The organism is Halarchaeum acidiphilum MH1-52-1, from assembly GCF_000474235.1.
Taxonomy (GTDB): Archaea; Halobacteriota; Halobacteria; order Halobacteriales; family Halobacteriaceae; genus Halarchaeum; species Halarchaeum acidiphilum.
In genome coordinates this window covers 17,689-35,795 of sequence record NZ_BATA01000003.1, presented here as the reverse complement: position 1 = coordinate 35,795, position 18,107 = coordinate 17,689, and the positions used below count along the sequence as shown (strand labels likewise).

The 18,107-nt window shown below is 70.7% G+C and carries 17 protein-coding genes; 7 read left to right on the top strand and 10 right to left on the bottom strand.

Annotated elements, in window-relative coordinates:
• Positions 1–191 precede the first annotated feature (191 nt).
• Positions 192–1,202, top strand: a complete 1,011-nt coding sequence (locus AOZ13_RS01105; RefSeq protein WP_020222286.1) for a sensor histidine kinase — start codon at positions 192–194, stop codon at positions 1,200–1,202.
• Between the two features lie 9 nt (positions 1,203–1,211).
• Here the strand turns inward: AOZ13_RS01105 and AOZ13_RS01100 are convergent, their stop codons facing one another.
• Both AOZ13_RS01100 and AOZ13_RS01095 read right to left on the bottom strand, forming a co-directional pair.
• Positions 1,212–1,862 (bottom strand): HAD family hydrolase, encoded by a 651-nt coding sequence (locus AOZ13_RS01100; protein WP_020222287.1) that lies wholly within the window; start codon positions 1,860–1,862, stop codon positions 1,212–1,214.
• Between the two features lie 60 nt (positions 1,863–1,922).
• Positions 1,923–4,016, bottom strand: a complete 2,094-nt coding sequence (locus AOZ13_RS01095) for an AAA family ATPase (RefSeq protein WP_021779571.1) — start codon at positions 4,014–4,016, stop codon at positions 1,923–1,925.
• 159 nt (positions 4,017–4,175) lie between these two features.
• On the opposite strand from AOZ13_RS01095, the gene AOZ13_RS15175 reads away from it, so the two are divergent.
• The gene (locus tag AOZ13_RS15175) at positions 4,176–4,310 is read left to right on the top strand and encodes a DUF7128 family protein (protein ID WP_020222869.1); all 135 of its coding nucleotides are present in this window, start codon (positions 4,176–4,178) and stop codon (positions 4,308–4,310) included.
• A 6-nt stretch (positions 4,311–4,316) separates the two neighbouring features.
• On the opposite strand, the gene AOZ13_RS01090 is transcribed toward AOZ13_RS15175, so the two are convergent.
• Positions 4,317–4,763, bottom strand: coding sequence for a DUF5796 family protein (locus AOZ13_RS01090; protein ID WP_020222870.1), 447 nt, complete (start codon positions 4,761–4,763; stop codon positions 4,317–4,319).
• A 94-nt stretch (positions 4,764–4,857) separates the two neighbouring features.
• On the opposite strand from AOZ13_RS01090, the gene AOZ13_RS01085 reads away from it, so the two are divergent.
• Together AOZ13_RS01085 and AOZ13_RS01080 are read left to right on the top strand one after the other, a co-directional pair.
• The gene (locus tag AOZ13_RS01085; RefSeq protein WP_021779570.1) at positions 4,858–5,709 is read left to right on the top strand and encodes a shikimate kinase; all 852 of its coding nucleotides are present in this window, start codon (positions 4,858–4,860) and stop codon (positions 5,707–5,709) included.
• A complete protein-coding gene (locus tag AOZ13_RS01080; RefSeq protein WP_020222879.1) occupies positions 5,706–5,981 on the top strand; it encodes a chorismate mutase in 276 nt (91 codons plus the stop codon). The genes AOZ13_RS01085 and AOZ13_RS01080 overlap by 4 nt, the downstream gene beginning before the upstream one ends.
• A gap of 149 nt (positions 5,982–6,130) precedes the next feature.
• On the opposite strand, the gene AOZ13_RS01075 is transcribed toward AOZ13_RS01080, so the two are convergent.
• The 6 genes from AOZ13_RS01075 to AOZ13_RS01050 form a co-directional block, all read right to left on the bottom strand.
• Positions 6,131–8,605 carry a DUF2309 domain-containing protein gene (locus AOZ13_RS01075; RefSeq protein WP_021779569.1) on the bottom strand — a complete coding sequence of 825 codons (2,475 nt, stop codon included), beginning with the start codon at positions 8,603–8,605 and terminating at the stop codon, positions 6,131–6,133.
• Positions 8,595–10,088: a proton-conducting transporter transmembrane domain-containing protein gene (locus AOZ13_RS01070; protein WP_049933667.1), complete on the bottom strand. Its 1,494-nt coding sequence runs from the start codon at positions 10,086–10,088 to the stop codon at positions 8,595–8,597. The genes AOZ13_RS01075 and AOZ13_RS01070 overlap by 11 nt, the downstream gene beginning before the upstream one ends.
• Before the next feature lie 151 nt (positions 10,089–10,239).
• Complete coding sequence (locus AOZ13_RS01065; protein WP_049933657.1) at positions 10,240–10,707, bottom strand: Lrp/AsnC family transcriptional regulator; 468 nt, start codon at positions 10,705–10,707, stop codon at positions 10,240–10,242.
• Positions 10,708–10,794: 87 nt separating this feature from the next.
• Positions 10,795–11,559, bottom strand: a complete 765-nt coding sequence (gene surE, locus AOZ13_RS01060) for a 5'/3'-nucleotidase SurE (protein ID WP_020222631.1) — start codon at positions 11,557–11,559, stop codon at positions 10,795–10,797.
• Positions 11,560–11,600: 41 nt separating this feature from the next.
• Positions 11,601–13,007, bottom strand: a complete 1,407-nt coding sequence (locus AOZ13_RS01055; RefSeq protein WP_020222630.1) for a small ribosomal subunit Rsm22 family protein — start codon at positions 13,005–13,007, stop codon at positions 11,601–11,603.
• A complete protein-coding gene (locus AOZ13_RS01050) occupies positions 12,994–13,737 on the bottom strand; it encodes a prephenate dehydrogenase/arogenate dehydrogenase family protein (protein WP_021779566.1) in 744 nt (247 codons plus the stop codon). The genes AOZ13_RS01055 and AOZ13_RS01050 overlap by 14 nt, the downstream gene beginning before the upstream one ends.
• A gap of 94 nt (positions 13,738–13,831) precedes the next feature.
• On the opposite strand from AOZ13_RS01050, the gene AOZ13_RS01045 reads away from it, so the two are divergent.
• Positions 13,832–14,407 carry a HalX domain-containing protein gene (locus AOZ13_RS01045; RefSeq protein WP_020221720.1) on the top strand — a complete coding sequence of 192 codons (576 nt, stop codon included), beginning with the start codon at positions 13,832–13,834 and terminating at the stop codon, positions 14,405–14,407.
• A gap of 147 nt (positions 14,408–14,554) precedes the next feature.
• Positions 14,555–15,415: a PAS domain-containing protein gene (locus AOZ13_RS01040; RefSeq protein WP_021779565.1), complete on the top strand. Its 861-nt coding sequence runs from the start codon at positions 14,555–14,557 to the stop codon at positions 15,413–15,415.
• Here the strand turns inward: AOZ13_RS01040 and AOZ13_RS01035 are convergent.
• Positions 15,388–16,572 carry a M24 family metallopeptidase gene (locus AOZ13_RS01035; RefSeq protein WP_020221722.1) on the bottom strand — a complete coding sequence of 395 codons (1,185 nt, stop codon included), beginning with the start codon at positions 16,570–16,572 and terminating at the stop codon, positions 15,388–15,390. The two genes, AOZ13_RS01040 and AOZ13_RS01035, sit on opposite strands and share 28 nt — an antisense overlap.
• Positions 16,573–16,681: 109 nt before the next feature.
• On the opposite strand from AOZ13_RS01035, the gene aroA reads away from it, so the two are divergent.
• Positions 16,682–17,968, top strand: a complete 1,287-nt coding sequence (gene aroA, locus AOZ13_RS01030; RefSeq protein ID WP_020221723.1) for a 3-phosphoshikimate 1-carboxyvinyltransferase — start codon at positions 16,682–16,684, stop codon at positions 17,966–17,968.
• Positions 17,969–18,107: the final 139 nt, after the last annotated feature.

Here is an 18,107-nt window from a genome sequence, read left to right as displayed (position 1 = left end):
CGGTAGCCGCTCCGCACCGCCACGGGAGTCGCGCACCGGCACCGCTCTCCACACCGCCTCGCCCCGCACCGCCCATAGCGTGCCCCGCCGCGCAGCACCACCCGTCGTGTGCCGCGACGTGACGGCCCGATCGCGCACGGCCCAAATGCGCAATCGTTTATCCGCCGGCGCGCCGAAAGACGACGAACACGATGAAACCCCTCCGGCTCGCCGCGACGGCGTCGCTCTCGCTCACGGGCGTCGTCCTCCTCGTCCCCATCCTCGCGCATCTGCTCACCGGGCCGCCGGCGCTCGGCATCGTCCTCGGCGTCATCGGCGTCCTCGTCTCCCTCGGTCTCGTCGCCGTCGGCGCGGTCGTCTACCGACTCGACGTCTCGCAGACGAACGCCGTCCGCATCGCCGGCTGGAACTTCCTCGGGATCGTCGTCCTCGGCGTCGTCTTCATCCTCCTGTTCACGTACCGGCCCGTCGAGGACGCCGGCTTCCTCTTCGCCGTCGCGCTCTCCGCGGGCGCCGTCGCGCACGTCATCATCGGCGTCTACGACGTCCGGCGGATCCGCGCCGAGGAGCTCGCGACCGAGCGCGAGCGCCTCGCCGTCCTCAACACGCTCGTCCGGCACAACCTCCGGCACGAGGCCCAACGCCTCCTCTTCGCGGTCGAGAAGGTCCGCGATAGCGACCCGGACACGGCCGGGGAGATCGAGGGGGTGGCCGAGGACCTCTCGGAGATGAACGAGAACGTACGTGCCGTCGAGGAGGCCTTCGACACCGAGCCGACGGACGTCGACGTCGCCGCGATGTGCCGGGCGGCCGCCGAGAACGCCCGCGAGGCGTACGACATCGACGTGTCGCTCGACGTCCCCGAGACCGCCCCAGCGCGCGCGGGCGACCAGCTCCGGGACGCGATCGACGAACTCGTCGAGAACGCCGTCGAACACGGCGGCGACGACCCCACGGTCGAGATCGCCGCGCGCGTGGACGGCCGGACCGTCGACATCACCGTCGCCGACGACGGTCCCGGCATCCCCGAGTCCGAACTCGAACTCGTCACGGGCGAACGCGAGATCACGCAACTCGAACACGGGAGCGGGCTCGGCCTGTGGCTCGTCCGGTGGATCACGGAGGAGTACGACGGGCGCGTCACCTTCGGCGAGTCCGACCGCGGCGGCGCGGCCGTGACGCTCGCGCTCCAGCGGGCCTGAGGGGGGAAGTCAGAGGGTTTCGAGCACGCGCTCGCGGAACGAGTCGGGATCGGTCGCGACGGCGTCGGCCGCGCCGTGATCCATGTCCGCGCTCGCGCCGTGCTGATAGCCGACGACGTGCGCGCCGGCGGCGCTCGCCGCGTCGACGCCGTGTTCCGAGTCCTCGACGACGAGCATGCCGTTCGGATCGACGCCGAGTCGCCCCGCGGCGAGTTCGTAGAGGTCGGGTTCGGGTTTGCCGGGGACGTCCTCGTCGCCCGCGGTCACGACGACGTCGAAGGCGTCCCCGAGGTCGAAGCGTTCGAAGACCAGCTCGACCCACTGCGGAAACGACGAGGTGACGAGACCGATCGGCAGGTCGCACGCGCGGATCTCGGCGACGAGGTCGTGAAAGCCGTCCGTGAGCGTCGCGCTCTCCGTGTAGACGGTGTCGGCGTGCCGGTCGAAGAGGTCGAAGTACTCCTCGCGGGTCACGGCGACGTCGTACTCGTCGGCGAGCAGGTCGTACTGGTCGTAGACGTTGATGCCGACGACTGACTCCGGGTCGACGTCTGCGTCCGGGACGGCGACGTCGAGGATCTCCGCCACTTCCGCGACCCAGTAGCGCTCGGAGTCCACGATGACGCCGTCCATATCGAAGACGACTGCCTCGATCGACATACTCGGACTTCGACGCCGGGATTCGTGTACCTGTCGGGACGTGTCGGAACGGCGCCCGCGTCAGCGCGACGCCTCGTATCCCTCGCGCGCGGCGGCGAAGTGCTCGCGACGGAGCAGGACGTCATGGGGGTGCGAGGCGGCGTCCGTCGGGTGGGCGTCGACGGTGTCGCGGATGGCGGCGAGCGCGGCCGCGCGGACGAGCGCGGCGAGATCAGCGCCCGTGTATCCTTCGGTTCGCTCGGCCACCCGGTCGAGATCGACGTCGGCCGCGAGGGGCTTTTCCGAAGTATGGACGTCGATGATCGCGCGCCGGGCGGACTCGTCCGGTCTGGGGACCCGAACGTGCGTCTCGAAGCGACCGGGTCGGAGGAGTGCGGGATCGAGCGCGTCGCGTCGGTTGGTCGCGGCGAGCACGACGAGGTTCGGGTTCTCCGCCGCGGCGTCGAGTTCCGTGAGGAGTTGGCTGACGACGCGCTCGGTCGCCTCGCTCGTCTCCGGGCCGCGCGCGCTCCCGACGGCGTCGATCTCGTCGAAGAAGACGACGCAGGGCGCGGTGCGGCGGGCGCGCTCGAAGATCTCTCTGACCGCCTTCTCGGACTCGCCGACGTACTTATCGACGAGTTCGGGACCGGCGACGCGGACGACGTTCACGCCCGCTTCGTTCCCGACGGCGCGCGCGAGCATCGTCTTCCCGGTGCCCGGCGGGCCGTGGAGGAGGACGCCCGTCGGCGGCTCGGTGGCCGCGGCCTCGAAGAGCGCGCCGTAGGCGAGGGGCCACTCGACGGCCTCGCGGAGCGTCTCCTTCGCCTCGTCGAGTCCGCCGATGTCGTCGAAGGAGACGTCCGGCGACTCGGCGACGACCTCGCGCATCGCGGAGGGTTCCGTGGCCGCGAACGCGGCGTCGAGGTCGGCGCGCGTCACCGTCTCGCGGTCGTCGCGGATCGCGGCCATCGCGGCCTCCGTGACGAGCGCGCGGAGGTCCGCACCGACGTACCCGTGCGTCCGGTCCGCGAGGGTTCGGAGGGCGACGTCGTCCGCGAGCGGCGTGCCTCTGGTGAGGACGTCGAGGATCTCCGCGCGGCCCTCGCGCGAGGGGACGCCGATCTCGATCTCGCGATCGAAGCGCCCGGGGCGCCTGAGGGCGGGATCGACGGCGTTCACCCGATTCGTCGCACCGATGACGACGACCTCGCCGCGGCCCTCCAGCCCGTCCATCAGGCTCAACAGTTGGCCGACGATGCGGTTCTCCATGTCGCCGGCGTCCTCACGCTTCCCCGCGATGGCGTCGAACTCGTCGAAGAAGACGACGCTCGGCGCGTTCTCGCGCGCCTCATCGAACACCTCGCGCAGCTGCTCTTCCGACTCGCCCTTGTACTTCGAGGTGATCTCGGGACCGGAGACGCTGACGAAGCGCGCGTCCACCTCGTTGGCGACGGCGCGCGCGATGAGCGTCTTCCCCGTGCCCGGCGGGCCGTAGAGGAGGACGCCCTTCGGCGGATCGACGCCGAGACGCCGGAATCGCCCGGGATCGCTGAGCGGGAGTTCGACGAGTTCGCGCACGGCCGCGAGCTCCTCGCCGAGACCGCCGACGTCCTCGTAGGTGACGCCGACGCGCTCGGCGCCCGTCTCGGTGTCGTCGCTCGCTTCCGCGCCGGGCGCGGGCTCGTGCAGCTCGACCGTCGTCGCGTCGGTCACGACGACGTCGCCGTCCGGCTCGGTGGCCGCGATCTCGAACTCGCCGATCCGGCCGAGCGCGTCGACGCGCACGGTCTCGCCGACGCGCACGGGACGATCGAAGAGCGCCGACCGCACGGCGTCGACGACGGCGTCGCGCTCGCGCTCTGGCGGGACGGCAGGCGTGACGACGACGCGCTCGGCGTCGCTGACGGACGCGCGCTCGACGCGGACGGTCTCGCCGATTCGGACCCCGGCGTTCGACCGGGTCGCGCCGTCGATCCGGAGCTCGTCCGCGTCGAGGGCGGCGTCCGGCCACACCTTCGCGACGGTGGCGCGATCGCCGACGATCCGGACGGTATCGCCGCTGAGGACGCCGAGACCCCGGCGAACGTCGTCGGGGAGGCGGGCGATGCCGCGGCCGGCGTCACGCGCGGCCGCCTCGCGGACGACGAGACGGTGGACGTTGTCCTCGCTCATGGGGGCGTGTTGGCGATCCGTAGATAAAGGGTTGCGGTGGGGAAAACGCGTGAACGCTGTATCCCCTCCCGACTCCGTTCACTTCGCTCCCTCCGTAGCGGAAGGGGGCTTCGCGCCCTCACCGCAGAAGCTAACAGGGCGGGCGTCGACAGGGTGGATATGGTCGAGGAAACCCAGCGGGACGACATGACGTGGTACCGCTGCGAGAAGTGCGGACTCATGTTCGACTCCGAGGACGACGCGACGAAACACGAGGAGACCTGCGACGCCGAAGACCCCTCCTATCTGCGGTAGTCCCGCCTACTCGTTCTCGTCGCCATCGTCGCCGGCGAATAGCTCGAAGCTGTACTCGCTGGCCTCGTCCTCCTCGAAGACGAGGACGCGGCCGCGCGCGACCTCGGGATCGGCCGTGATCTCCGCCGCGTAGCCGTCCATCTCGACGGTGACGCCCGGGAAGATCTCCGCTTCCTCGCCGGGTTCGAGCATCACGCGCCCGACGCCCGTCGACTCGAGGATGTCGTCGTGCGTGTTCCGGTCGTTCACGTAGCACATCACGCCCTCCGTCTCCGTCGGGGCGAGGACGAGCACCTGCACGTGCATTCCGGGATTCGTCCGTAGCGTCCCCTCGTGTCGTTCCGGGACGCCGTTGTAGAACGTCTCGCGACCGTCCGCGTACGTGAGGACGACGCCGTCCGGGGTGAGATCGACGGGGAGGGTCTCCGGGGCGACGTCGTTCCGATAGCTCATATCGACACCTGCGCCTCCGCGCGCAAAAGCGCCGCGCTCCCGGGGACGTCCCGCGGACCGCCAACGATAAGTGGTGCGTCGGTGACCCTCACGCATGGACGGCAGCGCCGAGGCCCCCGCGGCCGGCACCGTGTTGAACGCGCTCGCGACCGGTCGGGGCGCCGCGTTCGCCATCGACCGCTACGTCCGCGCCGACGTCGCCCTCGGCGGCGATTCGGTATCTGGCGCGGTCGCCGGCGACCCCGACGCGGACACCCGGCTCGTCGAGCGCTGCGTCGAGCGCGTCCTCGACGCGTACGGCGACGGCGTCTCGGGCGGCCACGTCGAGACGGAGTCGGAGGTCTCGATGGCCGCGGGTCTCAAGTCGTCGAGCGCCGCCGCGAACGCCACCGTGCTCGCGACGCTCGACGCGCTCGGTGCCGTCGAGGAGGTATCGCGCGAGGAGGCGGCGCTCATCGGTGTCCGGGCCGCCCGCGACGCCGGCGTCACCGTCACGGGCGCGTACGACGACGCGAGCGCGAGCATGGTCGGCGGTCTCACCGTCACCGACAACGACCGCGACGTCCTGCTCGCGCGCGACGATCCCGACTGGGACGTCCTCGTCTGGACGCCGGACGAGCGGGCGTTCAGCGCGGACGCCGACGCCGAGCGCTGTGCACGGATCGCGCCGCTCGCCGAACACGTCGAAGAACTGGCGCTCGCGGGCCGCTACGGTCTCGCGATGACGATCAACGGCTTCGCCTTCTGCGGGGCGCTCGACTTTCCGACCGACCCGCTCGTCGAAGCCATGCCCGCCGTCGACGGCGTCTCGCTCTCCGGGACCGGCCCGAGCTACGTCGCCGTCGGCGACCGAGCGGATCTGGAGGACTTACAGGAATCATGGAAGACGAAACCGGGAACGACGTTCCGCACGACGACGCAGCACGACGGCGCACGGACGACATGAGCCTCGACGAACTCCGCGCGGAAATCGAGGGGATCGATCGCGACATCGTCGAACTCATCGCGCGACGCACCTACGTCGCGGACGCCGTCGCCGACGTCAAAGAACAGCAGGACCTCGCGACGACCGACGAGGCCCAAGAGGAGGCCGTGATGGCGCGCGCCGGGCAGAACGCCGAGGCGTTCGATCTCGACTCGAACCTCGTGAAAGCCGTCTTTCGGCTCCTCATCGAGTTGAACAAGATACAACAGCGTAGCGAGCGCGAGCAGTCGTGAACAACGTACTAAACAGTTGCGATTGCGTGGGCCTGTGGGCCGAGCGTTGAACGTGTTTGAGAACCGTGCGGCGCTGTATCCCCTCCCTACTCGCTCCCTTCGGTCGCTCGTTGAGGAAGGGACCTTAGCGCCTCAATTCAGGTAATTCCTCAGTCGTCGGCGGCGACGGGCGCGGCGCGCTCCGGTTCGGGCGTCGCCTCCTGCTCCGGCGCGTCCGCGGCGGGGCCGTCGCACTCGTAGGCGTCGTGGTCGCGCGTCGGGTCGACGACGGTGAGCGAGAGCCACCCGTTCTCGCAGAGCGTGCGGAGGTGGTCGTGGTCGGCGAGGACGTCGCGGACGCGCTCGACGGGCGCGTGGACGACGACGGAGAGGCGCAGGGGCTGGTGGTGTGGGTCGTCGTCGGCGGCCATGAGCGACTGGAGCGGGAGACCGGTCATGAGGTCGCCGCCGTTGCCCTGATAGACGCCGACGTTTCCGACGGGGTTGTGCGTGACCTTCGAGCCGCTGCCGTAGGCGGCGTTGTCGACGGTCGAGCAGTAGTACTGGGCGTTGATCCACTGCGTGACGATGACCGGCCCGGCGAAGATGGCGTCGAGCGCGTCGCCGTCCTCGTCGCGCCGCCAGTCGTAGGAGTGGAGGAAGGCGCGGCCGTCGAGGTCGACGTCGGCGGTGAGGTCGCGCGGCCCGATGACGAAGGAGGCGTTCCCGGCGAGGCCCCATTCGGGGCGAGTCTCCGCCCAGTCGGCGGCGCGGCGCTCGGTCTCGCGCACGCCGCGCTCGGGGTCGGCGTCCATCGCCTCGGCGCGCTCGGCGGTCGCGCCAGCGCGGGCGACGTCGAGATCGGCGCGTAAGCGTTCGAGGTCGTCCGCGTGGCTCTCCGGGACGTCGCCGTCGTAGAGCGTCACCTCGTCCGTCGTCGTGTTGTGCTCGGCGGCGAGGAAGACGGTGTCCTCGGGGATGTCGTGTCCGCGGGCGTGCAGCGCATCGATAACGGCGTCGTCGTCGCAGATCGCGGCGAGCACGCGGGCGTTCGGCCCGCCGGGCTGGCCGGCGCAGGCGCCGCAGTCGAGACTCGCGTCGAACGGGTTGTTCGCCGTCTCGCTCGCGTGGCCGGTGAAGACGACGAGGCGCGCGAAGGAGTCCCAGCCCATCGTCTCGAAGGCGGCCGCGGCGTACTCGACTTTCTCCTCGAACGTCAGTCCGACCGGGAGGTCGCTGACGCCCGCGTGCTCGCCGGCGTAGTCGACGCTCGGCGCGCAGAAGTCGGGCACGCTCGGGAGGCGTGCGTCGAGGGCGTCGCGGAGGTCGTGAACGCGCTCGGGGAGGAGCGTCCGCGCGGCGAGCGCGGCGCCGTACGCGCTGCCCGCGCTCTCGACGAAGCTGAACGCGGTCGCGGCGTTCGACTTCACGGCCTTCAACACCTTCTCGCCGGCGAGGAGACGCCCCGTCCAGCGGTCGTAGGCGGCGCGCTCGTGCTCGTGGCGTCCGTCCGAGCGGTCGCGGACGTAGTGCTCGGTCTCGACGATCGGCGGGCAGGCGTCGGCGCTCGCCTCCGCGTCGTACCCCTCGTGGCGCATCGGGACGCCGAAGAATCCCGCGTAACCGTGGGTCTCGTAGTCGCCCGCGGCCTCGAGGTGCCGACGGAACACCTCCGAGCGCGTGTCGATGCAGAAGACGAGTTGCGCGTCCGCGCGGCCGTCCGTGTCGTCTCCGTCCGTCTCGGCCCGCGCCGCGCCCGCGTCGGCGACGGCGTCGACGACCTCGTCGCGGTAGGACGCCTCCCACGCGCGCAACCACGCCTCCTCGAGCGGGACGCTGTCGTTCGCGTTCGCGGCGTCGCGTCCGACGGTGTTTGCGTCGGCGTCCGTCTCGTCCGCGAGCGGGTCGAGCGGCGCGTCGAAGCGCTCGACGAGGAGGAGGCGCGCGGCGAGGTAGCCGACGAGCGTGATCGGGCAGGCGTCCTGCCACTCGTCGCCGCGTTCCGCGCGGTACTTGACGAGTCCCCCCCAGCCGGGGAGCGCGTTCAGGTGGGTCTCGAGGACCGGCGTCCAGCGCTCGCGCGGGTGGTCGTCGAGGACCGACGCGACGGCGGCGGCCGGGTCGGCCGGCGCCTCAGCGAGCGCCCCCGCGTCGGGGATCTCGGAGTCGTGGCGGGCGACGGCGCGGAACGCGTCGTAGAATCCGGTCTCGCGGTTCGGCATCGGCCACGACGCCTCGCCCTCGTCGAGGAAGGCCGACAGCCACTTGGCGAGCACGCGATCGACGCGCGCCGTCGCCTCGTCGCGCGTGGGACGCGCGTCGCTCCCGCCGGCGTCCGTCGCCGACAGCCGCTGTAGGTGGGGTTCGGGATCGGCGTCGTAGCCGTGCGCGGCGAGTTCGTCGCGAAGCGTTTCGGGATCGATATCGCCGCGCTCCCACGCCTCGCGGAACGTCTCCGGGTCGGGGTAGGCCCGGCCACCGCGCAGGGTCGCGGCCCGTGCGACGGCCTCGTGGAAGGGGCGGTCCTCGAAGCCGGAGAGGGGGTTCGCGGTCACGAACGAGTGGAGCGGCCAGTTCGTCCCGAGGGTCTCTGCGGCCCGAGCGACGTGCTCGCGGACGTCGCGGTCGTCGTTCTCAGTACTCATTGTACTCCTCCGTGTTCGTGGTGACCGTCTCCGGTGCTGGCTGGGTCGCGTTGCGGAGCGCGACGTAGAGGCGATCGCTCCGCCGATACGCGCCGGTCTCGATGGCGAGGTAGACGATGGCGAACGCGGCGGCGACGGCGAGGTGAACGGGACCCAACGCGGTCGGTGCGGCCGTCACGACCGATCCGGCCATGACGCCCTCGATCGCGGTGTAGACGAGTCCGTAGACGGCGATCGCGGGGAGGAAGACGAGCGCCACGGCGCCGTAGCGGACGGCGGGCGCGACGCCGGTCCGTCCGAGGGCCTGTCGCGCCGCGTGGAGCGTCGTCAGCACGACGAGACCGACGAGGAGGAGACCGCTGTCCGCGCGCAGTCCCTCGCCGGTGATCGCGGCGAAGATGGCGCCGCCCGCGACGGCGGTGGCGGCGGTCGCGAGCGCGCCGACGGCGGTGAGCGACGGGGTCTCGCCGTGACCGTGGCCCGGCGTCGTGTGCGCGACGCGACTCCCGTTCGAGAGGAACATGTAGGCCTTGTAGAAGCCGTGGAGGATGAGGTGGGTGACGGCGGCGGCGAAGAAGCCGAGGCCGGCCTGCATGATCATGTAGCTCATCTGCCCGGTCGTGGAGCAGCCGAGGCGGCCCTTCACGTCCGACTGAACGGTGCGCAGGAGTTTGCCGACGAGCGCGCTCGCGGCGCCGACGGCGACGACGATGAGCATGAAGCGCGTGTCGGCGGTGACGACGGGCGCGAAGCGGACGAGGAGGATGCCACCGGCGTTGACGAAGCCGGCGTGCATCAGCGCGGACGCGGGCGTCGGCGCGGTCATCGAGGAGAGCAGCCACGTGTGGAAGGGGACGAGCGCGGACTGCACCATCGCGGCGAGGAGGAGGGCGGCGGCGACGAGGAGCCAAACGGTTCCGGGGAGCGTGTCGGCGGTGGCGGCGATACCGTCGAACGTCGTCGCGCCCGTCGTCGCCCAGAGCGCCGCGGCGGCGACGGCGACGAGCGCGCTACTGGCGAGGAAGTACCGGCGCGCGAGCGACGCCGCGGCCCGCGCCTGCGGCCAGTCGCGGGCGTAGCCGATGAGATCGGCCATGAGGAGACCCATGGCGAGCCACGCGAGGACGAACAGCGCGGTGTTCGCGGCGGCGACGAGCACCATCACGGTGAGCGTGAAGGCGAACGTCCGGGCGAAGAAGGTCTCGATCCGCTCGCTCCCGGCCATGTAGCGCCGCGAGTAGCTGTGGACGATCCCGCTGAAGAAGGTGACGGCGACCCACATCACGGCCGTCAGACCGTCCACGGTGAGGACGCCCGCGACGTCCCACGTGGTGCCCGTCGCGGCGCGCGCGACGAGGACCCCGAGGCACGCGACCCACAGCGCCCACACGAGTCGAGTGAGCCACGCGGGCGTGCGAGCGGGCGATTCCGACGCGGTGTCCGAGAGGCCTCCGATCGTGCGTGTGGATTGGGTGTCCGTCATCGTTTCGCTCGTTCGTGACGCGGGGTAGTCCCCGGTCACACCTACGCAACAATACGAACAGATCGGGCAATAAATCCTTCGTCAATTCCCAGTCCGTTCGATATACGCCCTTATAATTCGTGAAAGACTTGGTCTGTCGGTCGCGGCCGACCTACTCCTCTTCCTCGAATCCGCCGAACGGGGTCGTCACGTGGCTCTTCACCAGTACCTCGTCGACCACCGTCAGGCCCATGTCGAGGAGCGCCTCCGCGATCGGCGTGATGTCGCTGTCCGAGTTGCCGACAGCGGTCACGAGGAGGTTGCGCTCGCCCGTGATCAGCTCCTGAACGGAGACGACGCCGTCGAGGTCGAGGACCTCCGGGATCAGGTCGGCGCGCTCGTGGATCGACGCCGTGCAGAAGAGCAGCATTCGGATCGGATACCCGGATCGCTCGTAGTCGATCTCCGCGCTGTACCCCTTGATGACGCCCTCGTCCTCCAATCGCTGGATGCGCTTGCGGACCGTGCTCCCAGAGGTCCCCGTCCGCTCCGCGATATCGCTCGAGGAGTGGTTTCGCGCGTCCTCCTGAAGCGCGTACAGGATCGCCCGGTCGACCGCGTCGATGTCGCCCTCGATCATGCGCACGCGTTCGCCCGTCTCGAACAAAGGGACTTCGCCATCCGCGGTCCCGACCGGTGAGGGACGCGGCCCGTCCCCCGAGTCACCTCAGTAGGTCTCGGCGAGCGCGTCGAGCACCTCGTGGTGCTCGGTCGTGTGCGGCGCGGTGAGCGGCGAGACGCTGGTCTCGCCCGCGACGACCGCGCGGAGGTCGCTGTCCGCGGGTTCGCCCGCGACGATCCCCTCGTCGATGCGATCCCACATCTCGTCGTGGAGCCGCAGGCGCTCGCCGTCGCGATCGACGCTCATATCGTAGCCGCGCGTCGGCGTCGTCACCGCCAGCCCGCCGGTCTCCGTGCCCGGCCGCGGGGCGTTCACGTTCAGGTAGTCCGCACGCTCGAAGACCCCGGAGTCGTGCGTGTGCTCGACGAGGTACGCGGTGGCGGCGGCGGCCTCCGCGTAGTCGGCCTTCGGGGTCACGCCCGCGTCGAAGTCCGCGCTCGTCAGCGCGAGCGAGACCGCGATCGCGGGGACGTCGAAGAACGCGGCCTCGACGGCCGCGCTCACCGTGCCCGAGCGTCCGAGGACGTACGCTCCGAGGTTCCCGCCGCGGTTACAGCCGGAGACGACGACGTCCGCGTTCGGGACGAGCGACTCCAGCGCAGCGATCACGCAGTCCGAGGGCGTCCCGCGGACCGCGTAGCCGTACTCGTGGTCGTCCACGACGACCTCCCGCGAGAGCGCGCGCCCCGTCGCGCTCATGTCCTCCGCGGGCGCGACCGCGGTGACGTCGCCGAAGTCCGAGAGGGCGTCGTAGAGGGCGGCGAGCCCGGGACTCTCGATCCCGTCGTCGTTCGTGAGGACGATGTCCATACGCCGACCCTTTCGACCGGCGAGCAAAACGGTTCGGGAAGTCAGCCGAGGCGGTCCACGACCACGTCCGCGTCCACGACGAAGTTGTACGCGCCCTCGTCAGCGTTCCAGAGGCAGAGCGCGGACTCGAACTGTAGGAGGTCGCCGTAGTCGGCTTCGAGGAGGTCGCGGTTGAGCGCGGTGCGATCCACGAGGACGGCGTAGCAGTCCGTGTCCTCCGAGCCGTCGCTGATCTTGAACAGGGGGTTCCCGCCGTCCGAGAGGTCGTTCGACAGTTTGGCTGCGACGACGTCCACGCGATTCGAGACGTGGCGCTCCGCGTCGCCGAGTTTCGCGTAGCGCGACGCGGGGAGCGAGACGTCGTGCATCCGACGCCCGTCCGTCCGCAGGAACGCGTAGCTGTATTTGACGCTCGCGTTCAGGAACTCCGCGGGACGCTCTGCGGCCTCGGCGAGCCGGCGCTGGACGTTCGGAGGTTCGACGTCGGGCCGCTCGACGAACGACCACCCGCGGTCGCTCGGTCGCTCGCCATCCCAGAGGCGGACCGTCGGCGCGTAGACGGTGACGCCGCGCGCCTCGAGTTCGCGCTCGACCGCGCGCAGCCCCGTGCTCGTGTTCCGGTCGGCGGGCGCGACGAGGACGAGCGTGCCGTCGTCCGCGAGGACGTCGAGGTAGCGCTCGGCGACGTCGGCGGGCGAGTCGAGTTCGCTGAGGACGCTGAACGCGGTCACGAGGTCGAAGTCGCCGGCCGCGTCGAGGTCGCCGAAGTCGAGGGCTTCGGCGGTCTCGGAGTGGAGCGTCCCGTGGACGTTTCGGGGGGACGCGTCGAAGAAGTCGGTGAGGAGGTCCGCGGCGGGACTCGGCTCGACGGCGTGATAGTCGAGGAGCGCGTCGGCGGGGAGGGCGTCCGCGAGGCCGAGGAACGGGCCGCCGACGCCCGCGCCGAGGTCGAGGACGCGACAGTCGCGCGACAGGAGACCCTCGTGCGCGAGGTCCGCGGCGACGTACCGGCCGACCGCGTAGTAATCGGGGAGGTGGTAGATCGCGTAGCCGAGCGCGGCCGTCGCGTCGTACGTGACGTCGTTCTCGTGGTAGTAGTCGGCCTTCAGGCGCCGGATCGCCTCGCGGAGCGCGTCGCCGCTCTCCCCGCGGTGCCAGTCCGGGCCGTAGACGTCGACGAGGCGATCCTCCAGCACGCGCGCGTGCGCAGTCGGGAACGCCGTGACGGATCCGGACGGGGCGTCGATCCGGCCGTCCGCGACGGGGACGAACGTGCCGTCCTCGCGCTCGATGAGACCGAGCGACGGGGCCTCCTCGCGGAGGGCCTGCCGGACGACCGCGGGGTGGCGCGGCGCACTGAGGTACTCGCAGATCTCCGCCGGGTCGATCGGCCGGACGTTTCGGAGGTACTTCGCGTTCGACCGGAGTTCGTCCCTATCGACTGACATCGTCGTAGAGGGCGTCGTACTCGTCCGGGTCGGCATCGGCGAGGCGTTCGGCGGCGGCGGCGACGTCGCGCGCGCCGTCGAAGGCCGCTTGGATGTCGGCGTAGACCCGGGGCGTTCCGTCGAGGACGCGGCGGGCGAGCGCGTCGAGGCGCTCGTAGACCGGTGTCGCCAGTTCGTCGGGGACGTCGGCCTCGCTCGCGTCGGCGGCGAGCGCGAACGCGAGGATGGCGGCGTGCGTGCGTCCCTGCACCGTCCGCATCGCGTCGTCGTGCGCCTCGGGGGCGACGTCCACGAGGTCGTTCCCCGCGGCCGCGATGTCGCGCCGGAGACCGTCGGTCGCGGGCCCGCTCGCGGCCGTGGAAACGGCGACCGTCCCGGGCGCGGCGTCGGCGCCGAACAGCGGGTGGAAACTCACGCGCTCACGGGCGGGCGCGGCGTCGGCCATCGCGTCCAGCGGCGCGCGCATCGACCCCGTGACGTCCACGACGGCCTGCTGTGCCTTTTCCGCGTGCTCGGCGATCGACTCGCTCGCGACGCGCATCGGCACGGCGAGACAGACGACGCCGAACGACTCCGTCGTGTCGAGGGGGACGGCGCGCCCGCGCGATCCGAGCGCGTCCGCCGCGGCCTCGGCGCGCGGGGGATCCGCGTCCGCGAACGCGACGTCGGACGTGACGGCGGACGCGAACCAGCGCCCCATCTCGCCCGCGCCGACGACCAGTACGTCCATACGATAATCGCTAGCCCGCGCGCGGGCAAAAGCCGTTCGCTCCGTGACGTCCGTCGGGAGGTTTTAAGCTTCACGGCACCGAACCGTGAATCGAATGACCGACCGGTCGACCGTCCTCGTCGTCGAAGACGACCGCGACCTCGCGGACCTCTACGCCGCGTGGCTCGATAGCGACCACGCCGTCCGAACCGCGAACTCGGCGCAGGAGGCGCTCGAGCGGTTCGACGACGACGTCGACGTCGTATTGCTGGACCGGCGACTCCCGGAGTCCACGGGCGACGACGTGCTCGCCGAACTCCGCAAGTCCGGGAGCGACGTGCAGATCGCGATGGTGAGCGCCGTCGACCCGGACTTCGACATCATCGAGATGGGCTTCGACGCCTATCTCGTCAAGCCGGTCGCTCGCGACGAACTCACCGACCTCGTTAGCCGACTCCTCGCACGCCGACTGTACACCGTCGAGGTCCGCGAGTTCTTCTCGCTCGCCGCCAAGCGCGCCGCGCTCGAAGCCCAGAAGGACGCCGATCAGCTCGCGGACAACGAGGAGTACCAGCGTCTCCTCGCCGACCTCGAAGCCCTCGAGAGCGAACTGGACGAGGAACTCGGAAACCTCGACGACGAGGACGTCGTCGCCGTCTTCCGGTCGCTGCGCGAACACGGCGGGGAGTGACGGGGGATCTGCCAACGGGCTTTTCACCGTTCACGTGTTACCGTACCAGTAGCGCATGGACGACGGTGTTCGCGTACTCTACGTCGGCGATCGAGCCGGCGGGTCGCACGCGAGTGAACTCGGCGCGGCGGACGAGATCGCGACGTCGTGACGGCTCCCGACGGCGCGTCCGTCGTCGACAGCCTCTCGGAACACAGCGTCGACTGCATCGCCTGCGAGGACCGGCTGACGGGCATCGACGCGATCGGCGTGCTCCGACTCGTCCGCGACACCGATCCGGCGATCCCGTTCGTCCTCTACGCCCTCGACGGCTCCGAGTCCCTCGCCGCCGACGCCATCTCCGCGGGCGTCACCGACTACGTCCGAGCCGACGGCGATGACGGTCTCGATCGGCTGATCGAAACCCTCGTCTCGGCCTCCCGTCGCTACCGCGCCGAGCAGGACGTCGCGCTCTTGAACGACCTCGCGCGGAACGTCTACGAGCGCATCACGGAGGCCTTCTTCGCGCTCGATCGCGAGTGGCGTTTCACCTACATCAATCAGGAGGCGGAGAACCTCCTCGAAGTCACCGCCGAGCGCATCGTCGGCGAGAACATCTGGGAGGTCTTCCCGGAGTCGGTGGGTTCGACGTTCTACACGGAGTTCCACCGCGCCATCGCCACGCAGGATCCCGTGACGTTCGAGGAGTCGTTCGGCCTACTGGACAAGCACTTCGAGGTCCGCGCCTACCCCTCCGAGGACGGACTCTCCATTCACTTCCGCCAGACCGTCGCGGGCGAATCGACGCGCGGCGACCACCTGATGGAACTCACGAGTCTGCTCTCGTATGACCTCGCGGACTCCATCGACAACGCACGGGCCGCACTCACCGCGACGCGCGCGTCCCATCCCGAAGTCGACGGTCTCGACGACGTCGAGGCCGCCCTCGATCGGATGGACGACCTCGTCAATCACTCCGTCACGCTCGCCAGCGAGGAGAACTACTCGACGACGAACTCCACGGGGTAGTCCGTGAGGTCCTCGTAGCCGTCCTCGGTGACGACGGCGATGTCCTCGATGCGCACGCCGCCGACGTCGGGATCGTAGAGTCCCGGCTCGATCGTGATGACGTGACCGGGGACGAGTTCCCCGTCGGCGCCCTCGCTCAGCCGCGGTCCCTCGTGGACGTCGAGACCGACGCCGTGGCCCGTCGAGTGGATGTAGCCCGTTTCGGTGCCGGGATCCGAGCGTAGCGTCGGGTAGCCCGCGTCCTCGTACACCTCGCAGGCCGCCGCGTGGACGTCCGCCCCGGTCGCACCCGGTTCGAGCGCCTCGAACGCCGCGTCGAACGCCCCTCTCGTGACGTCGTAGAACTCGCGGGCGGCGTCGCTCGGTTCGCCCTTCACGAACGTCCGCGTCATGTCGGCGTGGTACTTCGTGGTCTTGCTCCGCGGGAAGATATCGATCACGATCGGTTCGTTCGCCCGCAGCGGCCCGCTCCCGCGGTTGTGCGGTTCTGCCGCGTCCGCGCCGCACGCGACGATGGTCTCGTCGAGGCTACACCCGTGCCGGAGGAGCGTCACCTCGATCTCCTCCTTCACGCGCTCCGCCGTCAGCGCCCCGCCGTCGTACCGGAGCACGCCGTCCGCGACGGAGGCCTCTCTGATCAGGGTCTCGGCGGCACGCATCGACGCCTCGTTGGCCGTCTGGGCCTCGCGAACGTGCTCGACCTCCGTCGCGGTCTTCGCGGCGCGCGCGTCGCCGACGTGGTCGTCCCGGTCGGGCGTCACCGCCACGTCGCGCGCCCGAAGGTCGTCCGCGACGCCGAGCGGGAAGCGCGCGTTCGTCGCGACGTCGGCGGCGTCGAACTCGTCGAGGAAGCGAGCGACGACGCGTCGGAACGCCTCGTCGCGGCCGTGTTCGCTCGCGAGCCCGTGATAGTCGTAGTCCGCGTACCGACGCACGGCGTCCGCGCGCGACTCGCTCCTCGCGCGGCCGTACTCCAGCCCGGAGACGAGGAGCGCGGTCGTCTCGGGCGTGTAGAGGGTCACGAACGGATCGGGCGCGTCGAAGCCGGAGAGGTAGTACTGATCGGCGAGGTCGGCGCTCGCGTGGAGGAGGTAGCCGTCGCGGCCCGCCTCGCGGAGGAAGGCGTCGAGTGCGGCGTAGTCGCGTTCGTCGTCCATACGCGGGGGTCCGTCCGCGATGACAAAAGGGTTTGCCGGCGGGTAGTCGGGCGCGCACCGACGGCGTGCCCCGGAACGCTTACGGACGCCTCTCGCGTCCTCACCGCGTATGCAGGTCACGGTCCCGCAGTCGCGCGTGCACGGCGACGCGCAGGTACCGCCGTCGAAGAGCTACACCCACCGCGCGATCCTCGCGGCGGGCTACTCGGAGGGGGCGCTCGTCCGTCGCCCGCTGAAGTCGGCGGACACGCAAGAGACGATGGGCGTGGTGGAGGCGTTCGGCGGCGACGTCGCCGTGGTCGAGAACACGCTCGAAATCGACGGATTCGCCGGCGCCCCCGAGGCCCCACCGGACGTCATCGACTGCGGGAACTCGGGCACGACGATGCGCCTCGCGACCGGCGCGGCCGCGCTCGTCGACGGTGGGACCGTCCTCACCGGCGACGTCTCGCTGCGTTCGCGCCCGCAGGCGCCGCTCCTCGACGCGATCGAACAGCTCGGCGCGCGCGCGCGATCGACGCGTGGGAACGGGCAGGCCCCGCTCGTCGTCGAGGGCCCCGTCGAGGGCGGGTCGGTGACGATCCCCGGCGACGTCTCCTCGCAGTTCGTCTCCGCGCTCTTGATGGCCGGAGCGGTGACGGCCGAAGGGGTCGACATCGAGCTCTCGACGGAACTGAAGTCCGCGCCGTACGTCGACATCACGCTCGAACTACTCGACGACTTCGGCGTGACGGCGACGGAGACGGAGACGGGCTACCGCGTCGCGGGCGGACAGACGTACGAGCCGCCGGAGGGCGAGTACGCCGTCCCCGGGGATTTCTCCTCGGCGTCCTACCTGCTCGCGGCGGGCGCGCTCGCCGGCGACCCGGAGGTCGAGGTGCGCGGCGTCTATCCGAGCGCGCAGGGCGACAGCGCGATCCTCGACGTCTTGGAAGCGATGGGCGCGGACCTCGACTGGCACCGCGACGACGGCCGCGCGGTCGTGCGGCGCTCCGAGCTGTCGGGGACGACGGTCGACGTCGGCGATACGCCCGATCTCCTCCCGACGATCGCGGCGCTCGGCGCGGCCGCGGATGGGACGACGGAGATCGTGAACGCAGAGCACGTCCGCTACAAGGAGACGGATCGCGTGAGCGCGATGGCGGAGGAACTGGCGAAGATGGGCGCGGCGGTCGAGGAGAAACGAGACGCGCTGATCGTCCACGGCGGCGAGAGCGATCTCGAGGGCGCCGCCGTCGAGGGGCTGGGCGACCACCGCGTCGTGATGGCGCTCGCCGTCGCGGCGCTCGTCGCGGAGGGTGAGACGACGATCACCGGTGCGGAGGACGTGGACGTCTCCTTCCCGGGGTTCTTCGACACGCTCTACGAACTCGGTGTGAGCGTCTCGCGCGAGTAGAGCGGCGCGATCGAGTGGCGAACACGCCGGCGTCGGGAGTCGGGGATCGGAGCGGGGTGCCGGCGGATTTCGCGCGCCCGCCCCGAGCGCTCGTTCAGGGCACGCCCCTGAGTGGATGCGTCTTAACGGATGAACGTCC

What these genes read in the sequence shown, in the direction of transcription:
- AOZ13_RS15175 (WP_020222869.1), top strand. Translation starts at nt 4,176, where the DNA reads ATGGTCGAGGAAACCCAGCGGGACGACATGACGTGGTACCGCTGCGAG.
- AOZ13_RS01035 (WP_020221722.1), bottom strand. Translation starts at nt 16,572, where the DNA reads ATGGACGACGAACGCGACTACGCCGCACTCGACGCCTTCCTCCGCGAG.
- aroA (WP_020221723.1), top strand. Translation starts at nt 16,682, where the DNA reads ATGCAGGTCACGGTCCCGCAGTCGCGCGTGCACGGCGACGCGCAGGTA.
- AOZ13_RS01105 (WP_020222286.1), top strand. Translation starts at nt 192, where the DNA reads ATGAAACCCCTCCGGCTCGCCGCGACGGCGTCGCTCTCGCTCACGGGC.
- AOZ13_RS01100 (WP_020222287.1), bottom strand. Translation starts at nt 1,862, where the DNA reads ATGTCGATCGAGGCAGTCGTCTTCGATATGGACGGCGTCATCGTGGAC.
- AOZ13_RS01085 (WP_021779570.1), top strand. Translation starts at nt 4,858, where the DNA reads ATGGACGGCAGCGCCGAGGCCCCCGCGGCCGGCACCGTGTTGAACGCG.
- AOZ13_RS01045 (WP_020221720.1), top strand. Translation starts at nt 13,832, where the DNA reads ATGACCGACCGGTCGACCGTCCTCGTCGTCGAAGACGACCGCGACCTC.
- surE (WP_020222631.1), bottom strand. Translation starts at nt 11,559, where the DNA reads ATGGACATCGTCCTCACGAACGACGACGGGATCGAGAGTCCCGGGCTC.
- AOZ13_RS01065 (WP_049933657.1), bottom strand. Translation starts at nt 10,707, where the DNA reads ATGATCGAGGGCGACATCGACGCGGTCGACCGGGCGATCCTGTACGCG.
- AOZ13_RS01095 (WP_021779571.1), bottom strand. Translation starts at nt 4,016, where the DNA reads ATGAGCGAGGACAACGTCCACCGTCTCGTCGTCCGCGAGGCGGCCGCG.
- AOZ13_RS01050 (WP_021779566.1), bottom strand. Translation starts at nt 13,737, where the DNA reads ATGGACGTACTGGTCGTCGGCGCGGGCGAGATGGGGCGCTGGTTCGCG.
- AOZ13_RS01080 (WP_020222879.1), top strand. Translation starts at nt 5,706, where the DNA reads ATGAGCCTCGACGAACTCCGCGCGGAAATCGAGGGGATCGATCGCGAC.
- AOZ13_RS01090 (WP_020222870.1), bottom strand. Translation starts at nt 4,763, where the DNA reads ATGAGCTATCGGAACGACGTCGCCCCGGAGACCCTCCCCGTCGATCTC.
- AOZ13_RS01055 (WP_020222630.1), bottom strand. Translation starts at nt 13,007, where the DNA reads ATGTCAGTCGATAGGGACGAACTCCGGTCGAACGCGAAGTACCTCCGA.
- AOZ13_RS01075 (WP_021779569.1), bottom strand. Translation starts at nt 8,605, where the DNA reads ATGAGTACTGAGAACGACGACCGCGACGTCCGCGAGCACGTCGCTCGG.
- AOZ13_RS01070 (WP_049933667.1), bottom strand. Translation starts at nt 10,088, where the DNA reads ATGACGGACACCCAATCCACACGCACGATCGGAGGCCTCTCGGACACC.